The sequence below is a fragment of the Sphingobacterium sp. SGL-16 genome (assembly GCF_011043515.1).
Taxonomy (GTDB): Bacteria; Bacteroidota; Bacteroidia; order Sphingobacteriales; family Sphingobacteriaceae; genus Sphingobacterium; species Sphingobacterium litopenaei.
Genome location: NZ_JAAKGQ010000011.1, coordinates 1 through 19,264 on the forward strand (window position 1 = coordinate 1; position 19,264 = coordinate 19,264).

A 19,264-nucleotide genomic window follows, 5' to 3' on the forward strand; every position below is an offset into this window, starting at 1 on the left:
CGCTGCACCATTCTTGCCATTTTTGCTGCACACATAATTACCAAAAATTGTGTATTCTGAATTACCGATTACAGCTTGGTATAAAAATCCATTTAATGGAGGAAATGAGAAAGTACCATCATTCAAGATTGACTTACGTAAAAATTTATGGTATGCGCATAATTTAGGTATAGGTGGGAATAATATTGATTTCCTTCTTAACTATTTGAAGACTTCTGACATATCTACAGTTTTAAAATGGGCTGATGAAAGAAAAAATATTTCCTATTTTCAACAGCAATACAACTCTTATGTGCCAGATATCACAGAAGGCTCTGCAAAAGGTGAAATGCTGGTCTATCGTGAATTAGAACTGAATAGTCCAAAATTGTTGAAATATATAACATCTCGGAAAATTGATTTGAATATAGCCAAATATTTCTGTCGTGAGATATTGTACATGTATGATGGTAGGTCTAAGTTTTATTCAATAGGTTTTAAAAATGACACTGGAGGATATGAACTTCGCAACTCTATCTCAAAGAACTGTATGATCAAAAAAGATATCACAACACATACAGCTAATTCAAAAGAAGTATTGTTGTTTGAAGGTTTCTTTGATCTACTTTCCTGGTATACGATTCACTGTCCTACCAGTCAAATTACACCTATTGATTATTGTGTCTTGAACTCAACGATCAACCTTGATAAAGCAATTCCATTCATAACAAATTACTCAGCAATTAGGTGCTATTTACATTTAGACAGCACTGGACGATTAGCCCATTCTAAACTCAAAAATTGGTTTTCAGATTCAGAAAAAAACATTGTTGATGAGATGGATACTATCAAGAAAAATCATCCAGACTTTTTAGGAAAAGACTTGAATGACTTCCTGATCTATTCCTAATTATTTATTTGCAAGATGTGTTTATGTAATACGCCAACAATATTGGCTATTACATAAACTATCCCGCTGGTCTATATTTATTGAACATTAAAAACAAAGATTATGAGAATTAAAATCATGAAAGACAAACACATTTCATTAAGACTTGATGAAATTGAATATAACAGAATTATTAAGTTGGCTACTATCGCTAACATGTCCGTGTCAAACTACTTGAGAAAAGCCGCACTATCAAAGGAAATCAAACCTCGCTTCTCGGTACATGAGAAAGCCTATTTTCAGAACCTATCTGCTATAGGAAACAATATCAATCAGCTTAGCAAATACTATAATTCTAAGAATGGTATAGTAGACGATTTAACTCATCAAAGATTACTGAACACACTAGATCACTTAGATAATCTAGTTAATAAATTACTCGATCATGGTAGCTAAAATAATTCCTAATCATGCTTCGGGCTTTGCTAATATTTGCGCCTACACAATGGATCGTGAGAAGGCTAAGATTATTCATACAGAAGGTATTCGTTTAGGATCATCACAGTTTATTGCCGAACAATTAAATATGTATGCTAACTCTAATAACCGAGTAAAATATCCAGTTGGACATATTGTTCTGTCCTTTTCAAAGGAGTTGAATGGAAAACTATCCGATAACGTTCAAAAATTCATTGCGATGGACTATTTGACTAAAATGGATATAAAAAACACAGCTATAGCAATTGTTGCTCATTCAGATAAATCACATCCTCATTTGCATATTTTGTACTCGAAAAATGACTTTAATGGTCGAAAAATCAACGATTCACATAGTAAGTTGAAATCTTTAAAAGCTGTCAATGAATTAAATATCAAATATGGACTTAAAAACGAACGGATTAATTCTCCTTTTACGGACAGTAAATCCAAGTACTATATCGCCAAGAAAGAGCTAAAATATGCTATTCACAATGCTATTCATGGAAAAAGTAAAGTTGGAAATTGGAATGATTTACAGAAGTTTTTAAACCTAAAAGGTATTCATACTGAATTTAAGACCAAAGGTAATTCGAATGAAATTCAAGGTGTTTCCTTTTCGAAAGATGGTTTTCGATTCAAATGAAATCCCAAGTGTTATTTTTAATTGTACTTTTGTCAAATTCGATTATATCACTATACCTTTGTCCAGTCAAAAGAAGTAGTAGAAATATATCACGTGTTTTTTCTAATCTCGGATTATTCGACAAATCAAGATTTTTAAAAAGTTCAATCTCATTCTCATTTAAGGAAACTACCTCATTGTAAGCTTTTTTCTTAAAGTTTGTCTTCTGTGTTTTGAAAACATCTGGATGAACTAGATGATCATTATCATTACACCATTTAAGAAAGACTTTTAATGTGGATATATATTTATGTATAGTATCATTTAATAGTCCTTTCTTACTCGAATCTCTTAAATTTGGCTTTTTACTCAAAAAAATTTCAAACTTATCAAAGAAGCTGTTGTCTAGTTCTCTAAGTATTAATTTTGAACCTATTTTACTTTCAAATTCTTCCAATCCTTTAAAAACTGTTCTATACTCTTTCATAGTCCCCTCTTTTACAAACGAACTTTTATAAGAAAGAAATTTAGAAGCTAACTGAAAAATAGAAATTTCATTGTTTATAGCGTTGTCTCTGTCTATACATTCTTGAATGATGATTTTGTAATCGTTTTTGGAGAGGTATTGATTTTTTTCTTTCTTGACTCTCGCTTCTTTTAAACAAGTTGCTTCTAGATCGTTTAATTCAAGATTGAACTCTAGCGCACCGGTTGTAGATGACTTTAATCTTTCTTTGTCGAAATCCCAATTCTTTGCTAGAATTTTTTAGTTGGTTCTGTATTTAATTCTACAAGACTTATCTGGAGAGAAGAATAGATATAATGAAGTAGGACTTGGGTTAAAGAACTTGTTTGGTAAGTTCTTTTTATTGTTTCCAACTTTTGCTAATTCTTTTTTAATGATATCAGGTTTGATTTCATTGTTATAAGGCTTATCTAAATAAAAATTTATCTTCATGATTATCGGACATATTTCGGACAAATTATCTTAATAATAGTCGCTATTTACTTAACTAAGATAAGAAAAGTTTTTCTTTAAAATTTGTAAATATTTGATAATCAATTGTTGTTTTGTTAATCTGAGTTAACTTAAATTAATAGTTCGAATCCTGCCACCCCGACAACACTTACGATAAGTAAGATCGAAAACCCGCAAATCTCACGATTAAGCGGGTTTTTTTATTTTTCCGAAGCAGGATCCTGCAAAAAATATCAATAAAAATGTGAGCAATTAGGTGAGTAAATTTTAGCGTATGAAATTTACTCACCTCGCAATGCGAATGCGATAAACTGCGTCCTATATGATGCAGAGCATGGAACGAGGGTATTAAGTTTTGTCTTTTACCTAGTTCCACGATTAGCTTTCTGTATTGCGAAGAACCGTCAATAGATTTTGTCATTAAAAACAGAATATATATGGACACTAAAAATTTGAATACCTTCGGAATCCACTTTATTATCCGAAGTTCGAAAAATCAGAAAGGCAAACTAGCAACAGTTTATGCAAGGATATCGGCAAACGGTCGACGTGCGGAGATTTCTCTCAAGAGAAAAGTATCTCCGGATCAATGGAGCGATCTGAAAGGTCGAGCGAAGGGGAGGAGCGAAGAAGTCGTAAAGCTTAATACCCATATTGACCGTACGCGGACGTTGATAATTGAAGCTTATCATACTTTAGTTGAAAAAGGCAAGGTCGTTACAGTTGAAGCTATCAAAAATTCCATTGCTGGTAACGATGACTGTTTGATGAGTCTGTGTAGCCTAATGGAATACCACAATAGCGAATGTGTCGACAATTTAGCCCAAGGCACAATGAAAAATTATTACACAACGCAGCGGTATGTGAAGAGCTTCCTCAAAAGTTGCTATAACGGTGATATAACACTTTCCGAGCTCACTTATAAATTCATTATTGATTTCGAACGCTATTTGACGCGCTTTCAACCGCTTGATCATCACAAAAAACTGGCTAACAATGGTGTCATGAAGCATATGGAGCGATTGCGTAAAATGGTGAATCTTGCTGCGAGGTTTGATTGGATCGATAAAGATCCATTTTCGAAGTATAAACTTCATTTCAATAAAATAGAACGTGGGTATCTTACGCAAGAAGAACTAAGCAAAATAGAGGTCAAAGAGTTTTGTGTTGAACGTTTGCAGTCCGTTAAGGATATGTTTACATTTTGCTGTTACACGGGGCTTGCTTATGTGGATATGATAAACCTTACTGCTGCAAATGTAATCAAGGGAATTGACGGAGGGTACTGGTTGAATACACAGCGTCAAAAAACAAATACCGTGGTAAAGGTTCCACTTCTCCCTCAAGCTTTAACTCTGATCGAAAAATATCGAACGCACCCAAAAGCTTCCAATGAGAACCGGCTTTTTCCAGTAGTATCTAATCAGAAGATGAACGGTTATCTAAAGGAAATTGCTGATATCTGCGGTCTAGCAAAAAACTTGACCTTTCACTTGGCTAGGCATACATTCGCCACAACTGTAACATTAAGTAACGGTGTCCCTATAGAATCGGTTAGCAGTATGTTAGGGCATACAAGTATTAGGACTACTCAAATATATGCGAAGGTGGTCGAGGAAAAACTAAGTAAGGACATGCTTGATTTAAAGAATAAGATGCAGGTAGTAAAAATTTTATGACGTTATTTCAATACTTATACTTTGTCTATAGTTACATGTGGGAGTAAAATCAACCACCGTTTTAATTGAAAGAACACACTATCCGTAAAATTAAGTAGATCCTCAGATTTCCTGCATTTTTTCTAAAATATTATTGCAATATGTGACGAGATTTCTATATTTATTATTGACTGTAATTAGATCACTTTTTGCTTTTCAAACTCCGAGAACCTTTAAAATTAAGATAGTTTATGTTTTTAGTTCTGATAGATACAAGTGCCTATGAAGATGTACGTTTATCTTTTAAAGGAGCTGTTTTTGAATCCTTGAAAGGATTAAGTGACGATGAAAAGATAACCATTCTTGGATGTAGCGTGATCGACAAGGAGATCGATAGCCACCTTTTGGAAAGTGTCGTAGCTTCAGTAAATCGATTGAAAAAAACTTCTGGTGATTTTGATAGGGTGACTAGGGATGATCTTGGAGAGATCTCGCGGTTGCTTGTTGATGATAAGCTCTTGAAGAAAAATGTGTATGAGGAACGTAAGGGAAGAAAACAAGAATTTTTTGATAGTGTCACCTTTGAATTGATTGATTTAGCATATGCGGACGTCGAAACAATTTTTGATAACTATTTCGCGCTTATGCCACCATTTGGCGAAGGAAAAAAGAAACATGAATTTCCAGATGCTTTCATACTGAGTGCGTTTGTGAAGTCATACGAAGACAAACTAGCAAGTACTTGCGTGGTCAGTCAAGATAGTGATTGGCATAATTATTTAGAAAAGTATCCAGAAATTCGTCGATTCCATAAGATTTCTGAGTTTTCAGATTTCGTGAATAAAAACTACGATAGTGAGGTTACTAAAAGGTTAGGGTATGTTTTGGATCGGAGAATTGATGTTATTTCTAGGTATATAAAAGACAATGTTGAGGACTATCTATTTGAAGTTGACGATTGTTGGCTAGATAGTGAAGTCGAATTAACTCCTTCTAGCCTGACTGTGAATGTTCACAATTATAATGTCCTTTTTATTTCACCCACAGGTGCTGAAATAGAAGTGACTGCGCAATTTAAATTCGACCTAGATGTTTGGGCAGATGACGAAGAAAGTGCCTTCAAAGATTCTGATACGAAAGACTGGATTTATATCGGTAGAAATCAGTATAATATTAGTGTAGACAAAGAAATTTCTGTAATGATAAGTGTCAGTTTCGATTCACATCCAGATGACATGCTGCAATCATTTACGGTCGAAACCGTCAAAATTCCAAAAGACTTATATTACATATCCGGTGAAGAACACAATTTTATTTTGGTGCGTCACTGGACTGAAGATTGATTAAAAAAAGATAATAATATTGGGAATAATTACGAAAATTAGTCCGCTCTACAACGAACTAATAGAAATTGACATTCATGGTATTTGTTAAATACTGATGATATTGTCCCGCGCCGATTTTGGATTGACGGAGAAGATTAATTTAGCAATCGATAGATTTTGTCCTCAACAGCTTCGTGATTTACCCCTTTTCATAGATGATGTGTCTGTATGCACCGCTCAAAAAGTATATTTTCCATTTTTTCTTTGTTGTAAATTTCATCTTTATACAATTCAATAAAGTGTTTAGCAGCAGTGTTTTTCAGGTTGTCGAAATTAGTCATATTAAATAGTTGTTAGCGTTTTTCTAGGCAAGAGTAGGGAACTGTTAAGTTTGGTTTAGATGTAAATTTGTGGTAATTATTTGTATTTAAGAGAAATTTAGTAGTTGTTATTGGTAAACTATTTAATTCTTGACGCAAGCTCGTGCTAGGCGCCGACAATCTGCTTATTTTGTCTTTGTCACATTATTTATTTCCGCATTTGACGTAACTACCGAATCTCTTACTATTATGGATTCTTACTGAATCCTCTATTTTTATTGTGTTTTCTTCCTTCTGTAGGAACAACATTGAAAAGCAGAAAGTCGCGATTAGGATACCCGTAAGGAGATTTGCCAATTTAAATGCATTGTATGAATGCAGCAGGTTGGTTCCTTTAATGTCATTGTTAAAGCGGTTGATTGGAATGGCATATAGTAGATCTCTCACTTCTTCTGCAACGAAATTCTGCGTTTCTTTGTCTTTAAATTCGATAACATTTTTTGCCGATGGTTTTATGTAATTGAAATTACTAATATGATAATTTTTGATAGCATTGATTATAGCGAGGATATAAAGGAAGCATGTCACTACCAAAAACAGAACAGAAATTATCCTAATAAGGATATTCAGATCTGTCATTTTTTCCATTAAAAATGGCATAAATAAGCCTACCAATGAGAATACTACAGCAGTTTGCGCAATTAAGTTGGATGTTTTATTATCAATACTTTCAAGTCGCTTTTCTTCTTGATCTTCGATATTTTTTAAGAAGTTAAGATGGTGAATCGTTTTTTCTAAATCTGTTGATAGCTGATAATCAGCGTAGTTGTAATCATTTTTTGGACTTTTCTGCTCTGGTGCCGCTATTCCGATATCCCCTGTAAATTCTAAAATCCTACTTTTCAACTTTTTCATGGTTAGCCGTTAGTTCACTAATTATTGCTTCTGAAATTTTTAATCCTGTATCTGTTTCGATCCAGACCCATTGTCCATTAGGATTAATTTCTAAAAAAATATAATCGTTTGTCGGAGTCAGGATCAGGTCTATTGCCCCAAATTGTAAATCCAAATCAGCGACTAAAGCAATACATTGCTCTTGTACGGTCTTCGGCAGATCAAAAGAAGAAAATTTGAGACTTTTCCGCCTCCAATCAGTTTTAGTATCTGTATGATCTTGGGAATATTACAGGCGCAAATGAACCCTGGCGAGGAAGTAACCATACAGCAGTTTTAAAGATGTACGATATTTTAGAGAAGTCTCGTCAAGGGTTGGCGTTAATCAATTTTTTGTTCCATTTAAATTTTTATGCCATGAAAAACAGATCGATCGCCAACGAATTACGCGTATCCTACCACAGAAATGAAAAACTATCAGTAGAAGATTTCAAAACCGTCAACAACTCGAAGCTAATGGAAAAGGTATTCCGAAAAATATGGAATACGGATGAACTGGAAGTGCGGGAAAGCTTTTATGCGATATTTTTTAATAACAGGCTTGATGTTGTAGGATACCGCAAGATTGCAGATGGGGGACTGGATAGCATTATGATCGACATTAGGTTACTCATGTCCTCGGGACTGTTGTGCAATGCACTCAGGTTTGCGGTAGCTCATAACCATCCCTCGGGAACGCTGAGATCGAGCGTAGCGGATAGAGCACTGACAAGAAAGATAATTGAAGCAGGCAATATCTTGAGTATTGAGCTTCTAGACCATATCATACTAACAGCGGAAAGTTACTACTCTTTTAGGGATGAGGGAGACATATAGCTTCTCAAATTTGTAAACAGTTTTTCTTCTTATGCATTATATCACCAATCTGTCGTTTTCTGCGACAAAAATGATAGATTTATATATCTCATAGCATATTTCGTCTTAAAATATTGATTTATAAATCTATGTTTTATAAAATCATGCTTCAGAGGGAATTTCTGCCATGCGTGTCCTACTTTTTCTATTTATATCTTGAACAGAATTCTTCATCTTTGTAAATAGCGGATTGGGGCTCGGTAACCGTATCAATGTTAAATCCAATATGCGTTAACGCTTTTTTAAAATTTTCTATCATATAATTGTTTGTTCGTCTCAAATAATGTCCCTATGCCTAAAGAGATAATAACCGCTAAAAGTACCATAACAATACTCATCGGAGTGGATTTTAGTATATCTAAAAAAAGATAGATATATCTTGTGTGCAGACGTGGATTTGCGGAATAGTTTGTATATTGGTATTGCAAATATAATTGCTATGCGAAAGCCTAAAACCAAACTGCAATATTAAACCAAACAAAATAAAAATGGCTACAATTCATTTTCTAAACGTCCTAGAGGGAGACTGTAATATTATACAACATGATTCTGGAAGAACAACCGTTATAGATATAAGCAATGGCTATAATGATTACGATACAGCCGAGGAAATAGCTGTGAAAAATTCACAGATTAGGAAAGACATGTATTTAAGGACACAAGTCCCATCAGGTAAAAAAGATTATAAGCAGAAATTGACGCCTGACAACCCAATATTTTACCTTAAACAAAAGGGTATAGAAAATATTTTTAGATTTATTATCTCACATCCAGACATGGATCATCTCGATGGAATTAAAGATCTTTTTGATGAATTTAAAATAAATTGCATTTGGGATACAAACAACAAAAAAGAAATATCTGACAAAGCCAATTCAGGTGGATATAATATTGAAGACTGGAAGTTTTATAAGAGTATAAGAGACGGAAAAATTACCCCAAGCCCTCGTTTGACATACTACTCTGGAAATTCGAATCTTTATTATAATGAAGATTGCATTGAGATTTTATCCCCTACATCGTCAATACTTAATAGCTGTAATGAAAAATGTGATTGGAATGATTCCTCTTATGTTTTACTTTACACACCTCCCAAAGCAAATGGAGGACACTGGAAAATTCTTTTCGCAGGAGATAGTGAAGATTTGACATGGGATCATATTATTAAAAACCATAGCGAAAAAGTGAGCAATGTTGATATCCTTTTTGCTCCACATCACGGAAGAGATTCAGGAAGAAATTTTAGTTATTTAGATACGCTCAAACCTAGAGTTACACTACTAGGAAATGCAAGTTCTAAGCATTTAGCTTATTCAAAATACCCCGAAACAAGGATAACTAATAATCAGGCGGGGTACGTGATATTGGATATTTCTTCAGAACGTATTGAAATTTTTGTTAAAAACTTTGAGTTTGCGAAAGATTTTAAAGCAAATCCTAAACGTAATTGGAGCGCTCCTTTATATAATAAATTCCACCAAGCATATTCTATTGGAAAATTAAATGCATAAGAATGATTAATAACCCCTACTATTTAAAAGCAAGATTGTTTCCAACAGTATTAACATCAATACCAGCACTATTTCTTTACAACAAGTTTGTTGCTCCGTTGTATCATAATCAACTCGAAAGCATCTATGCCGCACTTCCGACCATCACCAATGTGATTTTTTCAAGTGCAATCATCTTTTTGCTTGTTCAAATAAATCGCTTCGTATCCAAAGAGATATTTCAAAGACTTTATTTTAAGGATGAAATTAATATGCCAACGACTAACCTATTACTAAAATCAAATACAGAGCTTGAAACAACCATAAAACAAAAAATAGAAGATAAAATAAAGAATAAGTTTGACCTTACTTTGCTTTCTGCAGTTGAAGAATTGGCAGATGAACCTAGAGCTAGAAAACTAATTGCGACAACAGTCTCACAGATTAGAAATACTCTAAGAGACAACTCTTTAATACTTCAACACAATATTGAATATGGTTTTTTCAGAAATCTAATTGGTGGTTCTTTTTTAGCATTTATAATTTCAATAATTATTCTTCTTTTATCTCAATCCAATGGCGACGTTGCAACAACTAATTTGGGCTTTATTTTATCCTCTATTTACTTTTTACCAATTATACTTAGCAAAGTTATTATTGACAACTACGGTAAATATTATGCAAAAATCCTTTATGAACAGTTTTTAACAATTTGATAATTAGCGGTGAAACTACAAAGCGCCATCATGCTTCACTTTTTTTGCGTCAGGCGTGCTGACGTTCGAACTTGGAGTTTTGTGCTTCTACTGAACTTTATTAATAAATTTAAAGTTCGTGCTTCGAAAGCTGCTCGAAATCAAAGCCCTAACCGTTGGATTCAGTAACATTAAATAATGTCCCTAGAAAGTTTAATACAAGGCCAAGTAATAATTATCGATGATCATAAACGTGGTGCCGGAGAAGTCAAGAATTTTGATAACCAGCAAAACGATGTTCATATCGATAAAGAAACCAACTTTCCAATAAATGGAAAAAGACAAAAGTTAAAAATTAGAATTCCAATAAATTCTGACAAACCGATTAAAGTCGAAAACAAAAGAAAGGAAATTGATATTCCAAGTCAATTGAACAGAGAAATAAAAAAAGCATTCGAAAATAAAAAAACAAGAGAAAACTTTATTCGTGATGTTTTGGAAACCTTGAAAAATTATGAATCCAATTTAAATTCAGAGGAAAAAGCAATTAAAGTTTTGGAAAGACTTTCAAAGCATTTTAACATGGAATGGGATGAAGAGACTATAAAGCAATACAGAGATGATGTTTTGCTTGCATATACTCAGTTTTATACTGATGAAGAAGGAAGACGTTTCTTTATCAAGCTTGATAAAGAAAAAATGACTATTGGAGAAAATAGTGGTTATGCTAAACAATTTCGAATTTATAATCCATAAGCTCCATGAAAATTTTTAGGTGTAAAGTATATTCAAATTGAAGCATCTATCTCACAAAACTAATTTTTTTAAGATTGATAATACGTATATATATTTTATCTTATTACTGCATTTTATTCGTGTTTTTCAGTAAATTTGGTCAATCACCTTTTAAAGTAAATGAGAGCAAACAGGTGAGCGGTTCTTTAGATGTGCTACTATTTTGTTGATATTTAGATATTTGTGGAAGGTAGGTTGCGTCCTGCCACCCCGACAAGAAAGCTCTAACGAAAGTTAGGGCTTTTTTTGTACTAAGGTTTACCTATTTATTTAAAATTCTATCCTAAACCAATTTCTGTATATCTCTACGAATGCATAGAAATGCTTATTAAATTTTTACTAATACTTCTTCTTCTTTAGGGGCATAATACCAGTTATGCCTTCTGGTATCTTGTATAATACAAGATATTAACATATCCTTATCAAGAATTAACATGTTTGAGGCTATTTCAAAATTCTATTTAATAATTATATAAATTTATAGCCTGATTATATAACCAATAAGAATCAAAGACTTTATTAACACGAAATGACCTAAAGAAAATCTATGCCTTATTTAATAAGTGTTAAAAAAACATTTATTATTAATTATGAAAATTTAATCAATCTATAGTTACCAATTATGAGAGACAAACTTTACTTAAAAACAAGCCTGTTTAAGCGATTGTTGTTATCCTTGATGTGTTCCTTGATGATTCTTTCATCCTATGCACAAGAAGATTTGATACGCATCGCTGGTGTGGTCACGGGGACAGATGGCCCACTATCAGGAGTTACTATTTCCTTGCAAGCAGGAAGAACATTAGGTTCTACTGATGTTAAAGGGTATTATGAATTTGAGGTTCCTCGAACCGCCACAGTGATTTTTAATCACCTCGCTTATGAAAAGACAGAGATTAAAATCACGGATTATAAACCAAACTCGACAGGAGTTTATGTCATTGACCTAGCTTTAAACGAAAAAATAGGTAATGAAATCGATGAAGCCGTCGTTGTTGGATTCGGTACACAGAAAAAAGCGTCGTTAGTGAGTTCGATTACTGTGGTTAATCCCAAGGAACTAAAGGGGCCAAGTTCCAATTTGACCACCATGCTTGCTGGACGTGTTTCAGGTATGATCGCATACCAGCGATCGGGAGAACCAGGTGCAGATAACGCACAATTCTTTATTCGTGGTTTGGGATCTTTTGGTTCAGGAAAAACTGATCCATTGATCTTAATAGATGGTATTGAGTCTACAGCAACTGATATGGCTCGTCTTCAACCCGATGATATTTCGGCATTTTCTGTATTGAAAGATGCAACTGCAGCAGCTGTATATGGTGCTCGTGGTGCAAATGGTGTTGTTTTGATTACCACTAAGACCGGTGCTCAAGGTAAAACAAAATTTATGGTTAGAACGGAAGGGAAGTTGTCTACTAATACGCAGCATATTCAGCTGACCGACAATATTACCTACATGAACTTGGCAAATGAAGCTGTCTTAACAAGACCCACTCCAAAACCTTTGCCTTATTCACAAGCTAAAATAGAGCATACGATTAGAGGAACTGACCCTTATTTGTACCCAAATAATGATTGGGTAGATATGTTGATCAAAGATTATACATTCAACCAAGGCTACAATTTAAGCGCAAGTGGTGGTGGTAATAGAGTACGCTTCTATGTGTCAGGAACATATAATGCTGATAATGGTATATTGAAAAAACATGGAACAAGTAATTTCAATAATAATATCAAATTAATTAACTATTCATTACGCTCGAATATCAATATTGATTTAACCAAAACTACAGAAGCTCGTGTAAACCTGTATGGACAATTTGATGATTATAATGGACCTATTCGCGATGGTGCAGAATACTTTAGAATGGCATTATGGTCTAATCCAGTTCAATTCCCCGCAGTTTATCCAGCAGAGTATCTTCCATATATCCAACACCCCTTATTTGGTGGATATGTGGTAATGGATGGTGTTAATACGAATGGTTCATTATTAACTAATCCATACGCAGAATTGGTTAGGGGATATAGACAATATAATCGTTCCACATTAATGCCACAATTGGAGATCAAACAAAATTTAGATTTCCTTACAAAAGGATTGAATTTCAGAACAATGGCCTATGCAAAGCGCTACTCGTATGGTCAGACTTCTCGCTCATATAACCCATTCTACTATTCGGCAAGATTAGATCCGGCTGATTATACTGTGGATTTAAGTGTAATCAATGACGGTACCACTGGATCTGTAGGACAGGTTGGCCAAGAATTTTTAGGATATGGTTCATCAGGATCGGATATCAATGCTACTTTATATTTAGAAGCTGCTGCTAACTATGCCCGCAATTTTGGTAAACATGATGTATCGGGTATGTTGATTACCTTATTCCAAGATTATAAAATTGCACGAGATAATATTACTTCACTACAATTAGGTCTTCCTCGTCGAAACAATGGTCTTTCAGGGCGTTTTACATACGGTTATGATAATCGTTATTTAGCTGAATTTAACTTCGGTTATAATGGGTCTGAACGTTTTCACGAATCAAAACGTTTTGGTTTCTTCCCTTCATTTGGTTTAGCGTATAGAATTTCGAATGAGAATTTCTTTGAATCGCTAAAGCCTGTGATTTCGGATATGAAATTAAGAGCGACATATGGTATTATTGGTAACGATGCAATAGGTTCGGATACTGATAGATTTTTCTACTTGTCAGAAGTTAATATTGGAAATGGAAACTATAGCTCTACGTTTGGTTACGATTACCAATATAGTAGGCCTGGTGTCAGTGTGAGTCGCTATGCAAACCATGACATCGCCTGGGAACAATCCCGACAAATTAACTTAGGTTTTGATATGTCATTTTTGAATGGAAGTATCAATATCGTAGCAGACGCATATAAAGATTATAAATCAAATATTCTAGAATCTAGATCATACATCGGTACAACTATAGGTCTTCAAGCAACTCCTATGGCTAATACGGGTAAAGTAGAAAAACAAGGTTTTGATATTGCGATAGATTACAGCAAAAGCTTATCTACAGGATGGTTTTTCCAATACAGAGGTAATTTAACATTTGCCCAATCTAAGATCACAAAACGGGATGAGTTGCTGTATCCAGAAAATATGTCATATCGATATCAAGTTGGGCATTCGGCAGCACAACAGTTTGGATTAATTGCAGAACGCTTGTTTATTGATGAGTATGATGTTGCTAACTCTCCAATCCAACAATTCGGTGATTATATGGCTGGGGATATCAAATACCGTGATATGAATGGGGATGAGATGATTACTTGGAATGATGCCGTGCCAATTGGTTATCCTACTTCTCCTGAATTGATTTATGGATTTGGGGGTACTACAGGGTATAAAGGTTTTGATTTCTCATTCTTCTTCCAAGGTTCGGGTAAATCTTCATTCTTTATCAATCCTGAGAATATAACGCCATTCGTCCATAATGTTAATGCTGGCGCTCAAAACGGTTTATTGACTGCGATTGCTGAAAGTCATTGGTCTGAAGAAAACAGAAATATGTATGCTTTCTTTCCTAGATTGAGTGACTATTTTGTAGCTAATAACAACCAACAATCTACTTGGTGGATGCGTAATGGCGAATTCTTGCGTCTAAAAAATATTGAATTAGGATTTAATGCGCCTTCATCTTTGTTGGATCGCTATAAGTTAGGTTCTGTTCGTTTCTATGCCAATATGATGAACGTATTTACCATTAGCAATTTTAAGTTGTGGGATGTTGAGATGGGAGGTAACGGTTTAGGTTATCCAATTCAACGTACATACAATTTTGGTATTCAAGCAAATTTTTAATTATGAAAGCGAAAAAATTAAAGAAATATATCACGTTAGCTTCTGTATCGGCTGTATTGTTGAGTACAACGAATTCTTGTAAGAATTTTTTGGATATCGTGCCTGATAATGTTGCTACAATAGAATACGCATTTAGATTACGTGTAGAAGCTGAAAAGTACCTTTTTACACTTTATAATTATATTCCCAAAGAAGGCAATGTATGGAATAATCCAGCCTTTCTAGCGGGAGACGAAATATGGATTCCTTATCAAACCAGTATTTCTCCATGGTCTTTCGAGATCGCGAGAGGTAATCAACGTGTGACTGATCCCTATGTGAACTATTGGTATGGGAACTATGATGCTAACAGAGGTTTGTATCAGGGTATAAGACACTGTAATATCTTTATTGATAATATGTCTGATCCAACTTTAGTCCCTGATATTAGTTCTTCGGAACGAGCTCGTTGGATTTCGGAAGCAAAATTTTTGAAAGCTTATTTTCATTTCTATTTGATGCGTATGTATGGGCCTATTCCAATTATGGATGATGATATTCCGGTAAGTGCGCCTAAGGAAGTGATGGATGTTCCGCGTAATTCTGTGGATGAATGTGTAGAATATATCGTTAATTTACTGGAGGAATCTTATTCCGATTTACCAGATCAAATTGTTGACCGACAAAATGAATTGGGTCGTATTACCTTGCCGATTGCTAAGGCGGTAAAAGCACAAACTCTATTGCTAGCAGCAAGTCCATTGTTCAATGGTAATCCTGATTTTTCAAGTGTGAAAAATAAAGACGGTAAATTCTTGTTTCCACAGCAGTTTGACCAAACTAAATGGGCTAGGGCAGCAGAGGCAGCGAAAGATGCTATAGAAACTGCAGAAGCTAATTTACATGCGTTATTTACTTTTACACAAGGTGGTAACTTGTCTATTTCTGATGCGACTAAATTGGAATTAACATTGAGACAGGCTGTATGTGAAAAATTCAATGAAGAACATATTTGGGCGGATCCAAATAGCCGTACGTGGGATTTACAACGTGATGCCATGCCTCCATTGAGTGCAGAAGAAAATCACAATGATAACCGTAAAATTTTCTCTCCGCCATTGAAGATTGCGAAGATGTTTTATACCAAAAATGGTGTGCCTATTAATGAAGATAAAACATTGAATTTTAGTGATGATACGGAATTGCGTACAGCTACACAAGACGATAAATATCGTATCGAACCAGATTTCACAACAGCAAGATTGCATTTTGATCGTGAACCTAGGTTTTATTCTTCATTAGCTTTCGATGGTGCGCGTTGGTTTAAATACGATACTCCAGGATATTCTGATGAAAATTCTAAAGTAGTTCGTAGTAAAAGACCAGACTATGCGGGTAGTACACACGCATTTCACTTTAATGAAACAGGCTATTTTATCAAAAAACTAATCGATTGGAATCAGGTAACTACAGCTTCGGGAGTAACGTATAAAGAATATCCTTGGCCAAAAATTCGTTTAGCAGATTTGTATTTGATGTATGCGGAAGCCTTAAACGAATCAGAAGGTCCGGGCAATGAAGATGTCTTTGTGTATTTGGATAAAATCAGAACTCGTGCCGGATTAAAAGGCGTGAAAGAGTCGTGGACAAATTTTTCTACCAACCCTAATAAGTTTACAACAAAAGAAGGGCTTAGAGAGATTATACGTCGTGAGCGTTTAATTGAGCTAGCATTTGAAGGTCAACGTTTTTGGGATTTGAGAAGATGGAAAACAGCTGCGGTATCCTTAAATGAACCTATTACAGGGTGGAATATGCAGGGAGAAAACACAGCCTCCTATTATGTGATCAGAACAGTGTATAATCAGCGATTTATCGCGCCAAGAGATTATTTCTGGCCTATTAGTGAAAATACGGTAATTCAGAACTTGAATCTTGTTCAAAACTATGGTTGGTAATAATAATTTATATATCATGAAGAAATTAATTTTAGGAATAATGATGCTGTGTAATATAGCATTGTTGACAACTTCCTGCGAAGAAGAGAATATGCTAAACCCCTTGGAATCAAATTCTACTCCTCCGGGTAAAGTAACGAATGTGCAGGTCTTGAATAAAAAGGGGTTATCAGTTTTGACTTATAGCATACCTAACGATAAAGATTTGTCGTACGTAAAAGCTGAATATGTACTTCCAAATGGTTCAATACGATCAGTTATAGCTTCTTATTATACGAATCAGCTAATTGTCGATGGATTTTCAGAGCCAGGAACGTATAAAGTTAAATTATACGCTGTTAATCGTTCAGAGGTAGCATCTGAACCTACAGAAGTGACTGTTACGCCTGAAGAATCTCCTATTTGGGATATCTATCGTTCTTTAGCAGTACAACCTTCATTTGGCGGTTTGCAATTAAGAGCTGAAAATCCAGACCGTGCTAAAATCGCAATATTGATCATGGAAAAAAATGAATACGGTGAGTGGGTGGCTGATCCAAATAGTGTGTATACTTCTACGGACAAAATCTTGGCGACTATGCGTGGTATGGATACAATCTCTCGTGACTTTGCTTTCGTGGTGCGTGATCGTTGGTTGAATTACACAGACACATTGTATACACAAATCAAACCTTTGTACGAAACGGCTATTCCTAAATCTGGTTATCGTGGTTTTAGATTGCCAGGTGATGCGCCAAATCATACTTCCACATCACATGCAGGTATGTGGGATGGTGATATTATGAACTGGCCTCGTATTTATATGACTCAAGCAGCTATTTCTGGACCACATTTCACGACAATTGATTTGGGTGTCTTATCGAAGCTCAGCCGTATAGTGATTTGGGATTATCCAGAATACTATAATGGACGTACTTATTATTACAAAGGAAACTTAAAAGAGTTTGAAGTTTGGGGTTCTGATAATCCTCCGGCTGATGGATCGTGGAATAACTGGCATTTATTAGGGTCTTATAACGCGACTAAGCCTTCGGGATTACCATTCGGTCAACAATCGGATGAAGATTACCAAACTGCTGTAAACGGCTTCAATTGGGAATTTGATATCACAGCGCCAAAAGTTAGATATATCCGTATCAGAAGTACAAAGAATTGGGATGGATCTTCTTATATGGCAATTGGAGAGATTCAAGTATATGGTGACCCTAGATAATTAAATACTAAGTTATGAATAAGATGAATAATCATAGAATATTTACATGTGTAGCCGTGTTATTGTTTGTAATAGCTGCTGCTTCGTGTAAAAAAATGGACGATTATAAGAAATATATCGAAGATAAACCTGTAATTAATTATACAGGAAAAGTAGATTCTGTCCGTGTATTTTCTGGTAAAAATAGAGTCTTAATAAAAGGCTTATTGGTGTCTGATCCAAAAATCAAAGAGGCGAGAATCTATTGGGATGGCCGTAGAGATTCGCTTGTAGTTCCTATTTCCAGAACTTCAGGAGTAGATACCTTAAAAGCTGCTATTGCCAATCTAGAGGATCGTGTCTATAATTTTGAAATTGTAACATATGATGATCTGGGCAATAAGTCAGTCAAAGTATATGCCTTTGGAAGATCATACGGTGAAAATTATCAACTTTCGTTAACCAATCGTCCTATCGCAACGAACAGTTTGAATACAAGAACCAATACTTTTGACGTTACTTTCGGTAATGTGGATCGTACATTGGGAATATTTGCTACAGAGTTGAAATACATTGATTTATCAGGGCAAGAGCAAGTTAAGAGAATTAAAATTGACGAAAATGCGTTGAGCTTATCGAATGTGAAAGTAGGCGAACTGATGTCTTATCGTAGTTTATATCTACCGGATACATTATGTTTGGACACGTTCTACACGGATTATACACATTTTAACCCTGCCTTGAAGTTTGAGTTGAAGAATGGAACTTTTCCTTTTGCTCGTGAAGCTTGGGACGGAAGTAGATGGGGGAATCCTGCAGATTGGACTGTAAATGCAGCAACACGTAATGCAGGAAATAATACCTACGGAGGTTATGAACTGCGTTCAGGAAATGGAGCCTTATCTCTTGAAGGGGGCTGGGGACTTCCTGCTGTAGTAAATGGAAAAATCTATCAAAGTATTGAGTTGCCTGAAGGTAATTATAAGATAACAGTCGAAAAGTATGAAAAAGGTGCTGCAGGAGTGGTGAATCTCGTGGTGTCAGAAGGAACAGAAATTCCAGATGAGGCTAACCTAGCTACACAAGCTATAGCATATTCCAGCTTTGCTGCCGGAACCTTGAGTAAAGAGATGAATTTTACCATTACCAAAGGCGGGACTTATCTAATCGGTTTCTTAGGAAATATGCCAAATACGGGTTCTTATTTCAAAGTATTGGGTAATATCCGCCTAGAAACGCGTTAATTAAAAAAACCAAAT

General features: G+C 34.9%; 16 protein-coding genes. 13 read left to right on the forward strand and 3 right to left on the reverse strand.

Features of this window, described 5'->3' with window-relative positions:
• Window positions 1-49: 49 nt before the first annotated feature.
• From G5B32_RS17545 to G5B32_RS05775, 3 genes are all read left to right on the forward strand, one after another.
• Window positions 50-889: a toprim domain-containing protein gene (locus G5B32_RS17545; RefSeq protein WP_165290603.1), complete on the forward strand. Its 840-nt coding sequence runs from the start codon at window positions 50-52 to the stop codon at window positions 887-889.
• Window positions 890-991: 102 nt separating this feature from the next.
• Window positions 992-1,324 carry a plasmid mobilization protein gene (locus G5B32_RS05770; RefSeq protein ID WP_165290604.1) on the forward strand — a complete coding sequence of 111 codons (333 nt, stop codon included), beginning with the start codon at window positions 992-994 and terminating at the stop codon, window positions 1,322-1,324.
• Window positions 1,314-1,991, forward strand: a complete 678-nt coding sequence (locus G5B32_RS05775; protein WP_165290605.1) for a relaxase/mobilization nuclease domain-containing protein — start codon at window positions 1,314-1,316, stop codon at window positions 1,989-1,991. The genes G5B32_RS05770 and G5B32_RS05775 overlap by 11 nt, the downstream gene beginning before the upstream one ends.
• Here the strand turns inward: G5B32_RS05775 and G5B32_RS17275 are convergent.
• Both G5B32_RS17275 and G5B32_RS17280 read right to left on the reverse strand, forming a co-directional pair.
• The gene (locus tag G5B32_RS17275) at window positions 1,984-2,733 is read right to left on the reverse strand and encodes a phage integrase SAM-like domain-containing protein (protein WP_317166092.1); all 750 of its coding nucleotides are present in this window, start codon (window positions 2,731-2,733) and stop codon (window positions 1,984-1,986) included. The two genes, G5B32_RS05775 and G5B32_RS17275, sit on opposite strands and share 8 nt — an antisense overlap.
• 3 nt (window positions 2,734-2,736) lie before the next feature.
• Window positions 2,737-2,928, reverse strand: a complete 192-nt coding sequence (locus G5B32_RS17280; protein WP_240899011.1) for a hypothetical protein — start codon at window positions 2,926-2,928, stop codon at window positions 2,737-2,739.
• Window positions 2,929-3,386: 458 nt separating this feature from the next.
• Here G5B32_RS17280 and G5B32_RS05785 point away from each other — a divergent pair, with 458 nt between their 5' ends.
• Window positions 3,387-4,628 (forward strand): site-specific integrase, encoded by a 1,242-nt coding sequence (locus G5B32_RS05785; RefSeq protein ID WP_165290606.1) that lies wholly within the window; start codon window positions 3,387-3,389, stop codon window positions 4,626-4,628.
• Window positions 4,629-4,858: 230 nt separating this feature from the next.
• The gene (locus tag G5B32_RS05790) at window positions 4,859-5,950 is read left to right on the forward strand and encodes a PIN domain-containing protein (protein WP_165290607.1); all 1,092 of its coding nucleotides are present in this window, start codon (window positions 4,859-4,861) and stop codon (window positions 5,948-5,950) included.
• Window positions 5,951-6,456: 506 nt separating this feature from the next.
• Here G5B32_RS05790 and G5B32_RS05795 read toward each other — a convergent pair.
• Window positions 6,457-7,167, reverse strand: coding sequence for a hypothetical protein (locus tag G5B32_RS05795; protein WP_165290608.1), 711 nt, complete (start codon window positions 7,165-7,167; stop codon window positions 6,457-6,459).
• A gap of 396 nt (window positions 7,168-7,563) precedes the next feature.
• On the opposite strand from G5B32_RS05795, the gene G5B32_RS05800 reads away from it, so the two are divergent.
• The 8 genes from G5B32_RS05800 (at window position 7,564) to G5B32_RS05835 (ending at window position 19,249) form a co-directional block, all read left to right on the forward strand.
• Window positions 7,564-8,022: a JAB domain-containing protein gene (locus G5B32_RS05800; protein WP_165290609.1), complete on the forward strand. Its 459-nt coding sequence runs from the start codon at window positions 7,564-7,566 to the stop codon at window positions 8,020-8,022.
• Between the two features lie 527 nt (window positions 8,023-8,549).
• The gene (locus tag G5B32_RS05805; protein WP_165290610.1) at window positions 8,550-9,572 is read left to right on the forward strand and encodes a ComEC/Rec2 family competence protein; all 1,023 of its coding nucleotides are present in this window, start codon (window positions 8,550-8,552) and stop codon (window positions 9,570-9,572) included.
• 2 nt (window positions 9,573-9,574) lie between these two features.
• Window positions 9,575-10,267 (forward strand): hypothetical protein, encoded by a 693-nt coding sequence (locus G5B32_RS05810; protein ID WP_165290611.1) that lies wholly within the window; start codon window positions 9,575-9,577, stop codon window positions 10,265-10,267.
• 177 nt (window positions 10,268-10,444) lie between these two features.
• Complete coding sequence (locus G5B32_RS05815; RefSeq protein WP_165290612.1) at window positions 10,445-11,002, forward strand: hypothetical protein; 558 nt, start codon at window positions 10,445-10,447, stop codon at window positions 11,000-11,002.
• Between the two features lie 661 nt (window positions 11,003-11,663).
• Window positions 11,664-14,876: a SusC/RagA family TonB-linked outer membrane protein gene (locus tag G5B32_RS05820; RefSeq protein ID WP_165290613.1), complete on the forward strand. Its 3,213-nt coding sequence runs from the start codon at window positions 11,664-11,666 to the stop codon at window positions 14,874-14,876.
• 2 nt (window positions 14,877-14,878) lie between these two features.
• A complete protein-coding gene (locus G5B32_RS05825) occupies window positions 14,879-16,813 on the forward strand; it encodes a RagB/SusD family nutrient uptake outer membrane protein (RefSeq protein WP_165290614.1) in 1,935 nt (644 codons plus the stop codon).
• A 16-nt stretch (window positions 16,814-16,829) separates the two neighbouring features.
• Window positions 16,830-18,026 (forward strand): DUF5000 domain-containing lipoprotein, encoded by a 1,197-nt coding sequence (locus G5B32_RS05830; protein ID WP_165290615.1) that lies wholly within the window; start codon window positions 16,830-16,832, stop codon window positions 18,024-18,026.
• Window positions 18,027-18,040: 14 nt separating this feature from the next.
• Window positions 18,041-19,249: a DUF4998 domain-containing protein gene (locus G5B32_RS05835; protein ID WP_165290616.1), complete on the forward strand. Its 1,209-nt coding sequence runs from the start codon at window positions 18,041-18,043 to the stop codon at window positions 19,247-19,249.
• Window positions 19,250-19,264 lie beyond the last annotated feature (15 nt).